This is a genomic window from Prochlorococcus sp. MIT 0604, assembly GCF_000757845.1.
In the GTDB taxonomy this organism is placed as follows: Bacteria; Cyanobacteriota; Cyanobacteriia; order PCC-6307; family Cyanobiaceae; genus Prochlorococcus_A.
The window spans coordinates 1,612,363-1,628,476 of sequence record NZ_CP007753.1 but is presented as its reverse complement, the minus strand read 5'-3'; the positions used below and the strand labels follow the sequence as shown (position 1 = coordinate 1,628,476).

Genomic DNA, 16,114 nt, shown 5'->3' with positions numbered 1-16,114 from the left:
ATAATCTGATGAAAATAATTAATAAATTCATTTAATTTTATTTTATTTATCAATAGATATAATGTATTATTTGTCCATAATAAAGAAAAGATTATTTTTCTATATATAAATAAGTAATTGAAACTTTATACCCTTTTTCTGAAATTGAAGTTCTTCGAAAACTTCATAATTAAATGCGTAAAAAAATTCAATAAGGCGGCACCCAGATTCGAACTGGGGATAAAGGATTTGCAATCCTCTGCCTTACCACTTGGCCATGCCGCCGAAAAAGATTCAATTGAGTCTCTTTATGATCTTAACAGTAAGGTGTCTCATTCTCTATTATTTATATGCAATGGTCATGGAGAAGATGTAATCGCATCGGAAATAATAAAAAGATTACTAAAAAAAATAAAAAATAAAAATATTGAAGTTTTGCCATTAGTAGGAAATGGAGATGTATTTAATTCCATAAAATCAAAGAATTTTCGTAAAATAGGTCATTTAAATGAGCTTCCTAGTGGAGGTTTTAGTAATCAAAGTTTGAAGGGATTTGTGCTTGATTTATTTGCAGGATTTTTAATCGATAATTTAAGAAATTTTCTACTTGTAAAACAAAAGTCAAAACATAAATCCAAAATTATCGCAGTAGGTGATTTCTTGCCATTACTTTACGCTTGGAGTTCAGGATGCGAATTCAGTTTCATTGGAACTCCCAAAAGTGATCATACTTGGAGTAGCGAGCCAGGTTGGGCTTTAAGCGATTTTTATCATAAGTTGAAAGGTTCTGAATGGGATCCGTGGGAAATGTTTTTAATGAAATCTCCAAGATGCAAAAATTTAATTATGAGAGATAAAATTACGGCTAAAAATTTGAATAAAAAAAATATTGATGCAAAATACTTGGGTAATCCAATGATGGATTTTGTTAATGTAACAAACGAGAAAATATCTAATATTATTTCTTTTAAACGGATTATTTTATTAGTTGGAAGTAGATACCCTGAAGCTCTTAAAAATCTTGATAATTTTCTTAAATGTTTGCAAGATTTTGATTTTTCAAAGGAATTGATAATACTTTTGCCCTTGAGCATTAATGCTAATGTTATTCAAATTCAAAGTTATTTAAATAAATATGGTTTTATAAATCAGAGTAAAGTTAAATTTTTAATTGATGAAGATTCAGTATGGAAAAAGAAAGATCAATATGTAGTGATTGGAAAAGGTAAATTCAATTCATGGGCCAATATGGCAGAAGTCGGCTTGTCTAATTCAGGAACTGCTACAGAGCAAATTGCTGGCCTTGGAATTCCATCTCTTTCTCTACCAGGACCTGGACCACAATTTACAAAATCATTTGCAAAAAGGCAATCAAGATTATTGGGAGGAAGTGTTTTAGTTTGCAATAACAAAAAAATTCTTTTAAAACGTTTAAGTTTACTTTTGAAAGGAAAAGTTAATAGGTTAGAACAAGCAAAAATTGGACAAAAAAGAATGGGGGAATCCGGCGCAAGTAAGAAAATCGTAGATGCCATAAACCTTCATTTGTTATCTTAGTAAATGTCCCTAGCTTATTAATTATTAATTTTTTTATGTATCCAATAAATGATCGGCAATATCTAAAAATTTGTGCAGAGATTGCAAAACTTATGAGTATAAGCTTATCTTCTGCTAAGAAGAAAGTAGAAATTCAAATTGCAAAAGAAGGCTCGAAAACTATTCAAGAAAAAATACAAGTTGCGCAAAATGTCTTAAAAATTTGTGAAAAAAATGACGGAGATAAATTAAGTTCATCAATAATACTGGATAAGCTTATGGAAACTCTTGATGGTGAAGATAATTTTTTAACTGAAGATTGATTATTAATGTTCAAATATATTTGAGAATTTTAGTATGTCTAAATCAGCATGTACAGAAACTGTTTCAAAACATTTTTGAGCTAATTCATATCTATTTTCTCTTTCTAAGATAATTTTTAATTTATGCATAGCTTCAATTAAATATCTAACATCATTTGCTGCGTAATCTAATTGTTCTTTTGTTAAATCTTCGTTGCTACCCCAATCACTACTTTGCGAGCTTTTGTCCAGCTCTATTCCTAACAATTCATTAACTAAATCCTTTAAACCGTGTTTATTTGTATAAGTTCTTGCCAACTTACTAGCAATTTTAGTACAAAAGATATTTTTTGTCTTAATTTCAAGATTGCATTTTAGAGCTGCTACATCAAATCTCGCATAGTGGAATATTTTAGTAATTTTGTCATCTTCAAGAAGTGCTTTTAAATGAGGTGAAGAAGAAGTATTAAGTTCGATTTTTATACAGGATGTTCTTTTAAATTCGTTGCATATTTGTACTAGACAGAGTCTATCTCTTCCATGAATTAAACCCATTGCTTCAGTGTCAATAGCTAGGTAGGATGATTTTTTATAAAGATTGTATAAATCTGCTGTTAAATCACTATAAAGAAGATCAATATTTTTATTTTCAATAGTCATTTTTAATAAGTATTTAAGGTAATTTAAGATTTAGAATATTATTTGAGATTTTATTTAATTAAGAATTTTTGTTTAATAGGAATATTTTACAGAATAAATCTAAAAAATTATAATATGATGTAACTTTAATTTTTATTCTCGAGTTACTAGAAAAAATTTATTTGATGTCCTATTCCTTAAATTCAACATTATTGCTGACAATTCTCTTGGCCATAGGATTATTTTTTTTTCTTAGGGCTTCCAGTAAAGATAGAACAACCATCGTTGAGATTTCATCTTCTCAGCAGCCAGTTAAGGTTTTAAATGGCTTATGTGAATGGCTTAATTTGAGGGGTTGGAAGCAAATAGGAGGAGATTTTGAACAAAGAATTTTAATATTCAAGGGACAAGTTGTTTCTAGTAAATTTTTGGCAATTTTTTTAGGTTTTCTTGGAGGTTTTGGTTCTTGTGCTTTGGGATTAGTAATTATTCAAATATATCCTGAATTAGGTTGGTGGCCTATTCTTTTGGGATTAATTGGTGGCCCTTTGTCTGGAATTGTTTATTTTAAAAAATCTGCAAGAGAGGAGAAATTTGAATTAAGGTTGATCAACGAAAATGAAAATGATTCAACTTTCATGAGACTAAGAGCGCATAGGGATGAATTAATATCTTTAGAAAATGAACTTGGAGAAAAACTTCAATTAAAAAGTGACGGTTCTTTATTTAAAACACCTATTTAAGATGCTTTAAAATTTTATTCGATAATATTTAATCAAAAATATTATTCTCTATACAGAATTTCTCTAACTCTTTATCATTTAACCAATCTTGGGGTTTTGTAAAAATTGATGTGAGAAATTCCTCTCGAGAACCCTTTTTAGCTTTATATCCATATTCCCATCTAGCTAAAGGCGGTAAGGACATTAATATAGATTCAGTTCTGCCATTTGTTTGTAGTCCAAAAATCGTCCCTCTATCCCAAACTAAATTGAATTCGACATATCTACCTCTTCGATATAGCTGGAATTCTCTTTCCTTCGATGAATATGTTTGAGAAGCTCTTTTTTCAATAATGGGCAAATATGAAGTGAGGAATGCTTGCCCACAGTTTTCCGCTAAAGAAAATAAATCATCCCAATTTAAATTAGATCTGCCAATATTTTGTGAAGCTTTTGATGCTTCTCCATTTTGATTATTTCCTCTATAAATATTGCCTGAACCATCTTGATAATCATAAAAAATACCTCCTATTCCTCTAGATTCATTTCTATGCTTCAAGAAGAAATATTCATCACACCATGGTTTGAAAACTTTATGCAAATCTTTATCAACTTTCTCACAAGCTTTTTTATGCTCTTTATGAAAATTCCTTACATCAGAAAGATAAGGATAAAAAGGGGTTAAGTCTGCACCTCCCCCAAACCACCATACAGGTCCAGCTTCGAAATATCGATAATTCAGATGAACTGTAGGAACATAGGGATTCTTAGGATGCAACACCATAGAAGTTCCAGTAGCAAACCATTCATGACCTTTTGCTTCAGGTCTTTGAGAGATTATAGATTGAGGTAATTCTTTTCCCTGTACTTCAGAGAAATTTACTCCTGCTTGCTCAAAAATAGAACCATTTTTCAACACTCTTGATCTTCCACCACCACCTTCGTCTCTTAGCCAGGATTCTTCTATAAACTTCCCTTTGCCATCTACATTTTCAAGTCCTGAACAAATTTGGTCTTGTAGGGTTAATAAGAGATTTTTCGTTTTTTCTCTCGAGTTTTTAGGAGGTTCTTTGAACATGTATTTAGTCAATCTTGAAGAAAAAATTTTTTGGTTAATTATAAGTTTCCCTTTATAATTTCTCTTAAGGGGACCTTATTGCCTATTATTTGATAGTTCGACATAGTTCTTAATCTTTTACACAGTCGACTACCTCGTCAAAATATTTCAAAATTTAATGACCACAATAGAAGATGCTAATTTTGCTTTACAAAAAGTTCTAGATGCTGGATCACAGAAAAATGTAATTGAATTAGCTTGGATTAAAAACGTAAGAGTAACTATACCGAGAGTAATCGTAACATTATCATTACCATCATTTGCAAATTCTCAGAGAGATAGAATTGTAAATGAGGTTAGAAAAGTGCTATTGAATTTTGAAGATATTGATGATGTTCAAATTGAGATAGATAATAATCCTTCCAAAATAGAATCTAAAAATGAAAGCAATGCTCCTGAGTTGCAGAAGATTGATGGAATTCGTCATATCATAGCTGTTAGTAGTGGGAAAGGTGGAGTTGGGAAAAGTACCATTGCTGTTAATCTTGCTTGTTCTCTAGCTAAATTAGGCTTAAAAACTGGTTTACTGGATGCGGATATTTATGGACCTAATACTCCCTCAATGATGGGAGTTGCCGAACAGAACCCAAAGGTTACAGAAGGTAGTGGCAGTGATCAAAGGTTAATACCAATAAATAAATATGGAATTTCTTTAGTATCAATGGGTTTCCTCATAGAAGAAGGTCAGCCAGTTATATGGAGAGGACCAATGCTAAATAGTATTATCCGACAATTTTTGTACCAAGTTGAATGGAATAATCTTGATTTTTTGGTTATTGACTTGCCTCCAGGAACAGGAGATGCTCAAATCTCTCTTTCTCAATCTGTGCCAATTTCTGGAGCTATTGTTGTCACTACTCCTCAACAAGTATCTTTGCAAGATGCAAGGAGGGGATTAGCAATGTTTAAACAACTTGGAGTACCTTTACTGGGAATTGTAGAAAATATGTCAGTATTTATTCCACCTGATATGCCAAGTAAAAAATATGAAATTTTTGGTAAAGGTGGTGGACAAACATTAGCTAAAGAAAATGATTTACCATTATTAGCCCAAATTCCTATTGAAATTCCTCTCGTTGATGAATGCAACAAAGGTGTGCCAATCTCAATAAGCCAGCCCAATAAAGAAAGTTCTGTTGTATTTGGTAATTTAGCTCAATTAATTAAGAATCAATTCGTTGATATTTAATTGATGTTTAGGAGAATTTATTTATTAAATAAGGGAGGCTTTTTACCAAAAAAAGGATTTAATAGAGGTTTTTTATTTTCTCCACTACTTTTAATTCCCCTCTTTCTAGTTATTATTTCAGGTTTATTAATAAAAAGTATACAGGGTGATTTTGTAATATCAAATTATTTAAGTCATATCCTAACTGGTTTTTTAGGTTATTTTTTAGCATTTTTTATTTCTTACATACCTTTAGAAAGAATTAGAAAGTACTTGGTTCCATTTTATTTTTGTACTTTAATATCCTTATTACTAATTTATTTTTTTGGAATTTCAGTTTCTGGAGCTCAAAGATGGCTAAATTTTGGCATCTTTTCTTTTCAGCCTTCAGAAGTAGCTAAATTAAGTACTGTATTAACTCTTGCTTTAGTACTGGACAAAAAAATAATTTTAAAAATAAGAGATTTAGTATTGCCCTTATTAGTAGTTTTTGTACCTTGGTTATTAATTTTCTTTCAACCGGACTTAGGTACCTCTTTAGTTTTACTTGTTTTAACAGGTGTGATGCTTTATTGGTCGCAAATGCCCATAGAGTGGATTTTGATATTAGTGTTTTGTATCGTCACTTCTATATTATATTTAACCTTACCAACTCTTCTTATTTTCTGGATTCCAGCTATAGGATATCTTGCTTATAGATCTTCAAAAAAGAAAATTATTTTTTCTGCTCTCGCTATTTCGTTCCACTTATTAGTGGCAAAATTGACACCAATTTTGTGGCAATATGGCTTAAAAGAATATCAAAAAGATAGATTAGTTTTATTTTTAGATCCAAATAGAGATCCATTAGGTGGTGGATATCATTTGATACAGAGCCAAATTGCGATTGGTTCTGGAGGATTATTTGGGACTGGTTTGCTACAAGGTAAGCTTACTAAATTGCAATTTATACCAGAACAACATACTGATTTTATATTCAGTGCTTTAGGTGAAGAATTAGGTTTTGTGGGTTGCATGATAGTTTTGTTTTTGTTCTTTTTCTTGATTAAAAAACTTATTAATATTGCAACAATTGCTAGAACTAACTTTGAATCTCTAATTGTTATTGGAATAGCCTCAACTTTTTTATTCCAAATAATTATTAACTTATTTATGACTATTGGACTAGGACCAGTTACTGGGATTCCCCTTCCTTTCATGAGCTATGGTCGAACGTCATTGGTGACTAATTTTATATCTATTGGATTTGTTTTATCTATATTGAAACGTTCTAGGTCACTAAGAAGTTGATGAAATCACAAATAACTATAAAAAAAATTCAAGACCTCTTGATTAAAGGAGTTCAACCTATATATGTGGATAATGATACATCTAGAAGAATGTGGTGGGCTTCTTTAGAACTTATTCAAAAAGATTTCTTATCTCATAATTATAAAAATGGGGGAATTTGGGTTTCTTCGCCTTTACCAGCATTTAATGATAAAAAATTTTTAAATCAACTTCATGGATGGCTTTGGTCACCTGAAGGGTTTCCATACTTTCAAAATGAGAATGCTGGTTTTTTACCAGTCAATAATTCAGAAAAGATAAAAAAAGATTTCGATTTAGTTAGTAATTATAAAGTCTTAAATCTTTGTCAAGAAGATGGTTATGAACCTTTTTTGATGATAATCACCCCAAATTTTCAATGCATATTATCAATTGTAGGAGAAAAAGATAAGAAAATTCTGTTAATGAAGTGTGATGAAGAAAGTCTAAAACTTTCAATTGAATTAATGCATGCAAAATTAAATCAAGAAAATTTTGAAGAGGGAGTAAAATTTCGTAATGCAATCAATAATTTAGGAAACCTTAGTATTAACAATGAATTTGAGAAACTATTTTGGCCAATATTATCTGCAAAATTAGCAAATATTTCTACAAATCATAATATAAAGGATTCTGTAAGAAACGATGAAAAAAATGTTCAAGTAACTGAAGCAAAATTATTACGTGCAATATCTCATGAAGTAAGAACACCTTTGGCAACAATAAGAACCCTTATAAGTTCTACTTTGAAAAAATATAAGATGGACGAATCAATGAAAAATCGTTTAATTCAAATAGATAATGAATGTAATGCACAAATAGATAGGTTTGGTTTAATCTTCAATGCGGCAGAATTAGTGAGTAATGAAGTTCCGTCATTAAATAATTTGGCAAAAATTAATTTAGCCGAAATTTTTAAAAAGCTTGCTCCTTTATGGAATAAACAATTAAATCGACGTGGGATTTCTTTAAAGATTGATATTCCCAATCAACTTCCGCAAATTTTGAGTGATTCTGAAAAATTGGAATTAATGTTAAGTGGATTAATTGATAAAAATACTAGAGGATTACAAGAAGGTAGTAAATTAATTTTAGAATTAAGACCAGCTGGTCAAAAACTCAAACTTCAATTAAAAGTACAAAAATTAGAAAGTAATCAAAAAGAAATTCTTAAAAAAGATAACGGCTCTGATATTGGTCCTGTTTTAAATTGGAATCCCCAAACAGGTAGTTTACAACTTAGTCAAAATGCTACTCAAAAGTTGTTAGCTAGTTTAGGAGGGCATGTCACACAAAGGCGTGATACAGGTTTGACAGTTTTTTTTCCGATATCAGATTCCAAATAAAATGAGAAATAAGCTTTCGATATATTAAATAATGTAGAAAATTTCCTGTAAATCTCGAATTTTGCAAAATATGAATGCTATTTTCTTATTAGAAATAACTCAAAATCAAGGATGACTGAAACTTTAGTTGGTCAATTTCCAAAGCATATAGGAAGTACTGGGGGTTTATTAAACTCAGCAGAAACCGAAGAAAAATACGCAATTGTATGGAAAAGTTCAAAGGAACAAGCTTTTGAATTGCCCACTGGTGGAGCCGCTATTATGCATGAAGGTGATAATTTAATGTACTTTGCTAGAAAAGAACAATGCCTTGCATTAGGGACACAACTAAGAGCCTTTAAACCAAGAATTGAAGATTTTAAAATCTACCGAATTTTTCCAGGTGGTGATACTGAATTTTTACACCCAAAAGATGGTGTTTTCCCTGAAAAAGTAAATGAAGGCAGAGAGAAAGTAGGTCATAATCCAAGAAGAATAGGTGAGAATCCTAATCCAGCTGGTTTGAAATTTACAACTAAGAATACTTTTGATTAACTTCCTTAAAGTTGATATAAAAGAAGAAAATAATTATAATTTGGGTTGACCTTATTAATATGATCAGCTCACAGAAAGATAGTTTTTTAAAGTCTTACAAAGAAGGTAAAAATTTTATACCTATTATTCAAACTTGGCCAGCAGATTTAGAGACTCCATTGTCGACTTGGTTAAAATTATCCTCAAAAGATTCCCATGGTGTTTTTCTTGAATCTGTTGAAGGTGGGGAAAGTTTGGGTAGGTGGAGTATTGTTGCTACTAAACCTCTTTGGGAAGCCATTTGTTATGGAGAAGAAATAGTTAAAACTTGGAATAATGGTAAAACCGAAACACATAAAGGTGATCCCTTTGATATTTTAAGAAGTTGGACAAAGGGATATAAGTCAACCATGCTTGATGACTTACCATCAATTGGACAGTTATATGGCTCATGGGGGTATGAATTAATAAATCGAATAGAACCAAGCGTTCCAATAAATGAAATCCCAGACACGAATATCCCTTATGGTTCCTGGATGTTTTTTGATCAGTTAGTTATTTTTGATCAAATAAAAAGATGTATTACTGCAGTGGTTTATGCAGATACAACTTCCTCAAAGGAGTCTTCGATTGAAGAATTGTATCTCAACTCAATTTCTAAAATTCAGAAAACTAGAAATTTAATGAGAGTTCCCCTAAAAGAAAATGATTTTTTAGATTGGAACGAAAATGAGAATTTTAATTTAGATCTAGAAAGTAATTGGAAGAAAAAAGATTTTGAGGATGCGGTTCTTTCTGCAAAAGAATACATAAGAAAGGGAGATATCTTCCAAATAGTTATAAGTCAGAGATTCCAAACTCAAGTTAATAATGATCCCTTTAATTTATATAGAAGTTTGAGGATGGTTAATCCATCTCCATATATGTCATTTTTTGATTTTGGCACATGGTATCTGATAGGTTCAAGTCCTGAAGTGATGGTAAAAGCTGAAAAAAATAAAAATAGTCAGATTGTGGCAAGCTTAAGACCAATAGCTGGCACAAGACCAAGAGGTATTGATCATCGACAAGACTTGGAATTAGAAAAGGATTTATTAAAAGATCCAAAAGAGATAGCTGAGCATGTAATGCTAATTGATCTTGGGAGAAATGATCTTGGAAGAGTTTGTGAAATTGGCACTGTGAAGGTCAAAGATTTAATGGTTATTGAGAAATATTCACATGTTATGCATATCGTTAGTGAAGTTGAGGGAATCTTAAAAAATAATGCTGATGTGTGGGACTTGCTAAAAGCATCTTTTCCTGCAGGGACAGTAACCGGTGCGCCAAAAATAAGAGCTATGCAATTGATTAAGCACTTTGAAAAAGATGCTAGAGGACCTTATGCTGGTGTTTACGGATCTATTGATATTAATGGTGCATTAAATACGGCAATTACGATAAGAACTATGATAGTTAAACCCTCAAGAGATGGGAAATATGATGTTTCAGTGCAGGCAGGAGCTGGAATAGTTGCTGATTCTTTTCCTGAAAACGAATATCAAGAGACAATTAATAAAGCTAAGGGGATATTGAAAGCATTAGCCTGTTTAGAGTAATAAATGAGTAAGTATTATCTTTATAAAGGTTTTGAGGTGGAACTTTTTACAGGTTCATTTGATTCTCATATTGGTGTTTCAGCTGATATTGAGAAAAAATTTTCTGATTTTGTCAAAGAGCCAGATAATAGAAATGTTGAATACATAACAACACCTGAAAAAGACTATGGTTTTTTGTACGAGAAATTAATTACTCCAAGAAAAAAGTTAAGAAAGTGGCTAAATACTAAAAATTTAACAATCATTCCTTCATCCACTCTTTGTTTTAAACACGATATTCAATTTCAAAGATCTGATGTTGACAATCTTTATCATCAATTTATTCAAGATAATTATGGAATATCTATTGCAACTTCAAGTGTCCACATAAACATAGGAATAGATGATTTAGATAAGCTTTTTACAGCTATTAGACTTATAAGATCTGAGGCTGCTCTATATCTATCTTTAAGTGCAAGTTCACCTTTTTTAAACAATAAAATTACGGAGAATCATTCCCAGAGATGGATCCAGTTTCCTAAAACGCCAGTTAAGGTACCTTTTTTTGTAAATCATAGTTCTTATATCGATTGGATAGAGGAAAATATATCTAATAAAAATATGCAAAATATTAGGCATTTTTGGTCCTCAATCCGACCAAATGGTCCCCAAAGACCTTTAATACTTGATCGTTTGGAATTAAGAATTTGTGATTTTGTTCATGATATTAATTTGCTTTTAGGGATAACAGCCATGATAGAACTAAGAATTTTAAATCTTTTTGAAAATATAAATACTTTAGATCCTTTGAATGCAAGTATTTTTTCTATGGATGAATTATCAGAAATATGTGATCAAAATGAAATAAATGCTGCTAAAGATAGTCTTAATTCAGAATTAATTCACTGGCAAGATGGCAAAAAAGTTATTTGTAGAGAATGGATTCAAAACTTATTATCAGATTTGTCATCCACAGCAGAAAATTTTGGTATGAAACATCTTTTGAACCCTATCTATAAAGTGCTTGAAGAAGGTAATCAATCTATGAAATGGATAAATCAATATAACAAAGGCCTTTCTATTGAGCAGATAATGAAAATTTCTATCGAAGATATGATTAGGAGTGAAGACGAGAATGTTTGATTATTTAAATAAATATTTTATCTGAACATTTTTACTTATGACATAATGATTATATGGAATCTTTTCGACAGATAAAAAATAATAACGTGGATCTGATTAGTAACAATGATCCACTTGATAAAAATCGTCTTTTAATAGAAGATCTATGGGAATCTGTGCTCAGAGAAGAATGCCCAGATGATCAAGCAGAGAGGTTGATTCAGCTTAAAGAATTAAGTTATTCAAAACAAATTGATGGTAATAGTTCAAAAACTTCTAAAAATGAAATAGTTGAAATTGTAAATTCTATGGATTTATCAGAATCCATAGCAGCAGCGAGGGCGTTTTCATTATATTTTCAACTCGTGAATATTTTGGAACAAAGAGTTGAAGAAGATAGATATATTCAAAGTTTTACCAATAAGGACGTTCAAAAATCGCCCGATAATCTTGATCCTTTTGCTCCAGCATTGGCTAGACAAAATGCTCCAGTAACTTTTAGAGAATTATTTTACAGGCTGAGGAAATTAAATGTACCACCTGGGAAATTAGAAGAGTTATTGCAGGAAATGGATATCCGTTTAGTTTTTACTGCACATCCCACCGAGATAGTGAGACATACGATTAGACATAAGCAAACAAGAGTAGCAAATTTATTAAAAAAAATACAGATTGAGCAATTTCTAACAAAAGAAGAAAAAAATTCTCTAAAAACCCAATTAAAAGAGGAAGTAAGACTTTGGTGGAGAACAGATGAACTGCATCAATTTAAACCTTCAGTTTTAGATGAAGTAGATTATGCTTTGCATTATTTTCAGCAAGTTTTATTTAATGCGATGCCTCAATTGAGGTGCAGGATCGCAGAAGCACTTACTGAAAATTATCCAGATGTTCAGATGCCCTCTGAATCTTTTTGTAACTTCGGTTCTTGGGTAGGCTCCGATAGAGACGGTAATCCATCGGTTACTCCCGACATAACATGGAGAACTGCTTGCTACCAAAGGCAGTTAATGTTGGAAAGATATATTATTGCGATATCTAATCTTAGAGATCAATTAAGTGTTTCGATGCAGTGGAGCCAAGTCAGTTCCTCTCTATTAGAGTCACTCGAAACGGATAGGGTCAAGTTCCCAGAAATCTATGAAGCTAGAGCTACAAGGTATAGATCAGAACCTTACAGATTGAAATTAAGTTATATTTTAGAGAAATTAAGGTTAACACAGGAAAGAAATAATTTATTAGCTGATAGTGGGTGGAAATTTGACTTGGAGGGAGAAATTGACAATAAAAATCTAGAGAAAGTTGAAAACTTATATTACCAATCAGTAAACGAATTTACTTATGATCTCGAATTGATTAAAAATAGCCTGATTAGTACAGATTTAAATTGTGAATCTGTAAACACCCTACTTACTCAGGTTCACATTTTTGGATTTTCTTTAGCAAGTTTAGATATTCGTCAAGAGAGTACAAGGCATAGTGAGGCTATACAAGAGCTTACAAATTATCTTGATCTATCAGTCCATTATGACCAAATGTCTGAGGAAGAGAAAATTAAATGGCTTATAGAGGAATTAAATACAAAAAGGCCTCTTATTCCATCTGACGTTAACTGGACAAACACTACAGAAGAAACCTTTGCAGTTTTTAAAATGGTTAAGAGATTACAGCAAGAATTTGGAAGTCGCATTTGTCATTCTTATGTAATTTCAATGAGTCATAGTGCATCTGACTTGCTTGAAGTTCTCTTACTGGCAAAAGAAATGGGACTTTTTGATCAAAATTCGCAAAAGTCAAAATTATTAGTTGTTCCTCTTTTTGAAACTGTAGAAGACCTTAAAAGAGCACCAGAAGTAATGGAAAAGTTGTTCAAATTAGATTTTTATAGATCATTATTACCAAAAGTGGGAGAATCTTCTAAACCTCTGCAAGAATTAATGCTTGGATATTCTGATAGCAATAAAGATTCGGGGTTTGTTTCTAGTAATTGGGAAATTCATAGAGCCCAAATATCTCTTCAAAATCTTTCAAGTAGAAATAATATATTGCTAAGACTTTTTCATGGAAGAGGTGGTTCTGTAGGGAGAGGAGGAGGACCAGCCTATCAGGCAATATTGGCTCAACCAAGCGGTACTTTAAAAGGTCGAATAAAAATAACAGAACAAGGCGAAGTTTTAGCCTCTAAATATAGTCTTCCTGAACTGGCTTTATACAATCTTGAGACTGTCACTACAGCTGTAATTCAAAATAGTTTGGTAAATAATAGACTTGACGCTACTCCAGAATGGAATCAATTAATGTCTAGGCTGGCAGAAACATCAAGGTCTCACTACAGACGATTAGTGCATGAGAATCCTGATTTGTTAAATTTCTTTCAAGAGGTCACTCCAATAGAAGAAATAAGTAAATTACAGATATCTAGTAGGCCTGCTAGAAGAAAAAAAGGTGCAAAAGATTTATCAAGTCTAAGAGCTATTCCATGGGTGTTCGGTTGGACACAAAGCAGATTTCTTTTGCCAAGTTGGTTTGGAGTAGGCACTGCATTGTCATCTGAATTAAATTCAGATCCAAAACAAATTGAATTATTAAGAGTTCTCCATCAAAGATGGCCATTTTTTAGGATGCTTATTTCTAAGGTAGAAATGACATTATCTAAGGTAGATTTGGAAGTTGCTAGATATTATGTTGATACCCTTGGTAGTAAAGAAAATAAAGATTCTTTTGATGATATTTTTGAAGTCATTTCTAAAGAATATATTCTTACAAAATCTTTAATACTTGAAATTACGGGTAAAAATAAGCTTCTCGAATCTGATAGAGACTTGAAATCATCAGTAAGCTTGAGAAATAAAACGATAATCCCATTGGGCTTTTTACAGGTTTCACTTTTAAGAAGACTAAGAGACCAGACAAGGCAACCACCAATAAGCGAATTTATTATTGATCAAGATGAATCTAGAAGAGCTTACAGTAGAAGTGAACTATTGAGGGGGGCACTTTTAACTATTAATGGGATAGCAGCTGGCATGAGAAATACAGGTTAATAATTGCAATATTTTTCTAAAAAAAAACTTATTCTTCCAGAAGGTTATTTTGTTAACTCTTCTCAAATCCCATTAGCCAAAGAGGTTAATAAACTTTTAGTGAATTGCGGTTGTGAGACCTTCCCGAATAAACCTCTTTCTCAGGCTATTAAGAAAAGTAATTTCTTTTTTACCATACAAAATGAATTCAAAAATAAATTATATGGCTTCGTAAGGGTTACGTCCGACAGGGGATTGAATGCTAACTTGTGGAATTTTAGTGCATTGCCAGATGATAATCAGCAACTTTATTATTCAATATTGCTTCAAGTAACTCTTGAGAAAATAAATAGAGAAATGCCTGGATGCAGTATTTCTGTACAGGCTCCAGCTTCTTCGCTTATAAGTTTAGAGGAAAATGGATTCATACTAGATCCAAATGGAATCAGAGTAATGGGATATAAACTTTAAAAATCATTTTACGAGCATGGAGGGATTTGAACCCCCGACTCTCAGAACCGGAATCTGATGCTCTATCCAACTGAGCTACATGCCCTTTAATTTTTCAATTTCTTTAAAGAAAATCTAAATATTTTAAATTTAGCTAATTTAATTAATGAATGCACAAAAAAAATTTTTTTAAATAAATTAAAAATTAAAAATTTTCGAAACCATAAAAGTTTTGAAATTGATCTAAAAGAGCAAAGAGCAATTGTTCTGGGCTGCAATGGTATTGGTAAGTCAAATTTACTTGAATCGATTGAATTTTTAAGTCAATTAAAATCCAATAGAGCATTAAGTGATAAAGATTTAATAGAGAATGAAAGTGATATGGCCATAGTCATAGGACAGATAAATTTTAAAGACGATTTAAAGTTAAATTTATTCCGAAGAGGTCCTAAAAGAATTTATGTTAATGAGTCAATCTTGAAAAAACAGAGTGAAATAAAGAATTACATTCGGAGTGTATGTTTCTGTTCTAATGATATAGATATTGTTAGAAGTGAACCCAGTTTTAGAAGAATATGGATTGATAAAGTAGTATCTCAGCTTGAACCAGTATATTTAGACCTGTTAATTAGATTTAACAGGCTTTTAAAGCAAAGAAGTCATTTTTGGCGTTCGGAAAGTTTTGTAAAAAACCAATACACAGATATTGTTGAAAGCTTTGATATTCAAATGTCAATAATAAGTACAAGAATTTTTAGGAGAAGAAGAAGAGCTTTATTAAAAATAAAACCATATGTCGAATATTGGCATAATCATTTAAGTAAATCTAAAGAGCAAATAAGCATAAATTATCTTTCTGGGATACAAAATATAAGCCCAGAAGAAGAAGAAGAGGAAGTTATTAGTAAAAAAATACTAGAACAACTATTAAATCAGCGTTCACTAGAAGCATTGACTGGCAAGTGTAATTTTGGCCCTCATCGTGATGATGTTGAGTTTCTAATTAATAATGTTTCAGTTAGAAAATATGGTTCATCAGGACAGCAAAGGACTTTTATCTTGGCTTTAAAGATGGCTGAACTAGATTTATTAACTAAAACTTTAAATGTCCCTCCAATACTTATATTGGATGATGTTTTGGCGGAATTAGATTTAACTAGGCAAAATTTACTATTGAACTCTGTTGGCAAAGATAGTCAATGTTTTATAAGTGCGACGCATTTAGATAAATTTAATCAGTCTTTCTTAGGCTCGTCACAAATGATTCACTTATAATTCAAAAAGTAATGATTTTTAGCTAATCTTAAATTTA

General features: G+C 31.3%; 14 protein-coding genes and 2 tRNA genes. 12 read left to right on the top strand and 4 right to left on the bottom strand.

Annotated features, from left to right (window positions below):
* Positions 1 to 193 precede the first annotated feature (193 nt).
* A tRNA-Cys gene (locus EW14_RS09010) sits at positions 194 to 264 on the bottom strand.
* A gap of 42 nt (positions 265 to 306) precedes the next feature.
* On the opposite strand from EW14_RS09010, the gene EW14_RS09930 reads away from it, so the two are divergent.
* Together EW14_RS09930 and EW14_RS09000 are read left to right on the top strand one after the other, a co-directional pair.
* A complete protein-coding gene (locus tag EW14_RS09930; RefSeq protein ID WP_225866635.1) occupies positions 307 to 1,536 on the top strand; it encodes a lipid-A-disaccharide synthase-related protein in 1,230 nt (409 codons plus the stop codon).
* Positions 1,537 to 1,571: 35 nt separating this feature from the next.
* Positions 1,572 to 1,838 carry a hypothetical protein gene (locus EW14_RS09000; protein ID WP_042851114.1) on the top strand — a complete coding sequence of 89 codons (267 nt, stop codon included), beginning with the start codon at positions 1,572 to 1,574 and terminating at the stop codon, positions 1,836 to 1,838.
* Between the two features lie 3 nt (positions 1,839 to 1,841).
* Here EW14_RS09000 and EW14_RS08995 read toward each other — a convergent pair whose 3' ends face one another.
* A complete protein-coding gene (locus EW14_RS08995; RefSeq protein ID WP_042851112.1) occupies positions 1,842 to 2,477 on the bottom strand; it encodes a ribonuclease D in 636 nt (211 codons plus the stop codon).
* A 164-nt stretch (positions 2,478 to 2,641) separates the two neighbouring features.
* Between EW14_RS08995 and EW14_RS08990 the strand changes: the two genes are divergently transcribed.
* Positions 2,642 to 3,199 (top strand): cofactor assembly of complex C subunit B, encoded by a 558-nt coding sequence (locus EW14_RS08990; protein WP_042851111.1) that lies wholly within the window; start codon positions 2,642 to 2,644, stop codon positions 3,197 to 3,199.
* A 28-nt stretch (positions 3,200 to 3,227) separates the two neighbouring features.
* On the opposite strand, the gene hemF is transcribed toward EW14_RS08990, so the two are convergent.
* Positions 3,228 to 4,256 carry an oxygen-dependent coproporphyrinogen oxidase gene (hemF, locus tag EW14_RS08985; protein ID WP_042851109.1) on the bottom strand — a complete coding sequence of 343 codons (1,029 nt, stop codon included), beginning with the start codon at positions 4,254 to 4,256 and terminating at the stop codon, positions 3,228 to 3,230.
* A 157-nt stretch (positions 4,257 to 4,413) separates the two neighbouring features.
* On the opposite strand from hemF, the gene EW14_RS08980 reads away from it, so the two are divergent.
* The 8 genes from EW14_RS08980 to EW14_RS08945 all read left to right on the top strand — a co-directional run bounded on the left by EW14_RS08980 (position 4,414) and on the right by EW14_RS08945 (position 14,823).
* Positions 4,414 to 5,484: an Mrp/NBP35 family ATP-binding protein gene (locus EW14_RS08980; protein ID WP_042851108.1), complete on the top strand. Its 1,071-nt coding sequence runs from the start codon at positions 4,414 to 4,416 to the stop codon at positions 5,482 to 5,484.
* A gap of 3 nt (positions 5,485 to 5,487) precedes the next feature.
* The gene (gene rodA, locus EW14_RS08975) at positions 5,488 to 6,753 is read left to right on the top strand and encodes a rod shape-determining protein RodA (RefSeq protein ID WP_042851107.1); all 1,266 of its coding nucleotides are present in this window, start codon (positions 5,488 to 5,490) and stop codon (positions 6,751 to 6,753) included.
* Positions 6,753 to 8,117 (top strand): sensor histidine kinase KdpD, encoded by a 1,365-nt coding sequence (locus tag EW14_RS08970; protein WP_042851105.1) that lies wholly within the window; start codon positions 6,753 to 6,755, stop codon positions 8,115 to 8,117. The genes rodA and EW14_RS08970 overlap by 1 nt, the downstream gene beginning before the upstream one ends.
* Positions 8,118 to 8,228: 111 nt before the next feature.
* Complete coding sequence (locus tag EW14_RS08965; RefSeq protein ID WP_042851104.1) at positions 8,229 to 8,651, top strand: photosystem I reaction center subunit II PsaD; 423 nt, start codon at positions 8,229 to 8,231, stop codon at positions 8,649 to 8,651.
* A gap of 59 nt (positions 8,652 to 8,710) precedes the next feature.
* Positions 8,711 to 10,228: an anthranilate synthase component I family protein gene (locus EW14_RS08960; protein WP_042851103.1), complete on the top strand. Its 1,518-nt coding sequence runs from the start codon at positions 8,711 to 8,713 to the stop codon at positions 10,226 to 10,228.
* A 3-nt stretch (positions 10,229 to 10,231) separates the two neighbouring features.
* The gene (gshA, locus tag EW14_RS08955) at positions 10,232 to 11,350 is read left to right on the top strand and encodes a glutamate--cysteine ligase (protein WP_042851102.1); all 1,119 of its coding nucleotides are present in this window, start codon (positions 10,232 to 10,234) and stop codon (positions 11,348 to 11,350) included.
* A gap of 53 nt (positions 11,351 to 11,403) precedes the next feature.
* Positions 11,404 to 14,373 carry a phosphoenolpyruvate carboxylase gene (gene ppc / locus EW14_RS08950; protein WP_042851100.1) on the top strand — a complete coding sequence of 990 codons (2,970 nt, stop codon included), beginning with the start codon at positions 11,404 to 11,406 and terminating at the stop codon, positions 14,371 to 14,373.
* A 3-nt stretch (positions 14,374 to 14,376) separates the two neighbouring features.
* Positions 14,377 to 14,823, top strand: coding sequence for a hypothetical protein (locus EW14_RS08945; protein ID WP_042851099.1), 447 nt, complete (start codon positions 14,377 to 14,379; stop codon positions 14,821 to 14,823).
* Between the two features lie 11 nt (positions 14,824 to 14,834).
* On the opposite strand, the gene EW14_RS08940 is transcribed toward EW14_RS08945, so the two are convergent.
* A tRNA-Arg gene (locus EW14_RS08940) sits at positions 14,835 to 14,908 on the bottom strand.
* Between the two features lie 35 nt (positions 14,909 to 14,943).
* On the opposite strand from EW14_RS08940, the gene recF reads away from it, so the two are divergent.
* Positions 14,944 to 16,077, top strand: a complete 1,134-nt coding sequence (gene recF, locus EW14_RS08935) for a DNA replication/repair protein RecF (RefSeq protein WP_369794283.1) — start codon at positions 14,944 to 14,946, stop codon at positions 16,075 to 16,077.
* Positions 16,078 to 16,114 lie beyond the last annotated feature (37 nt).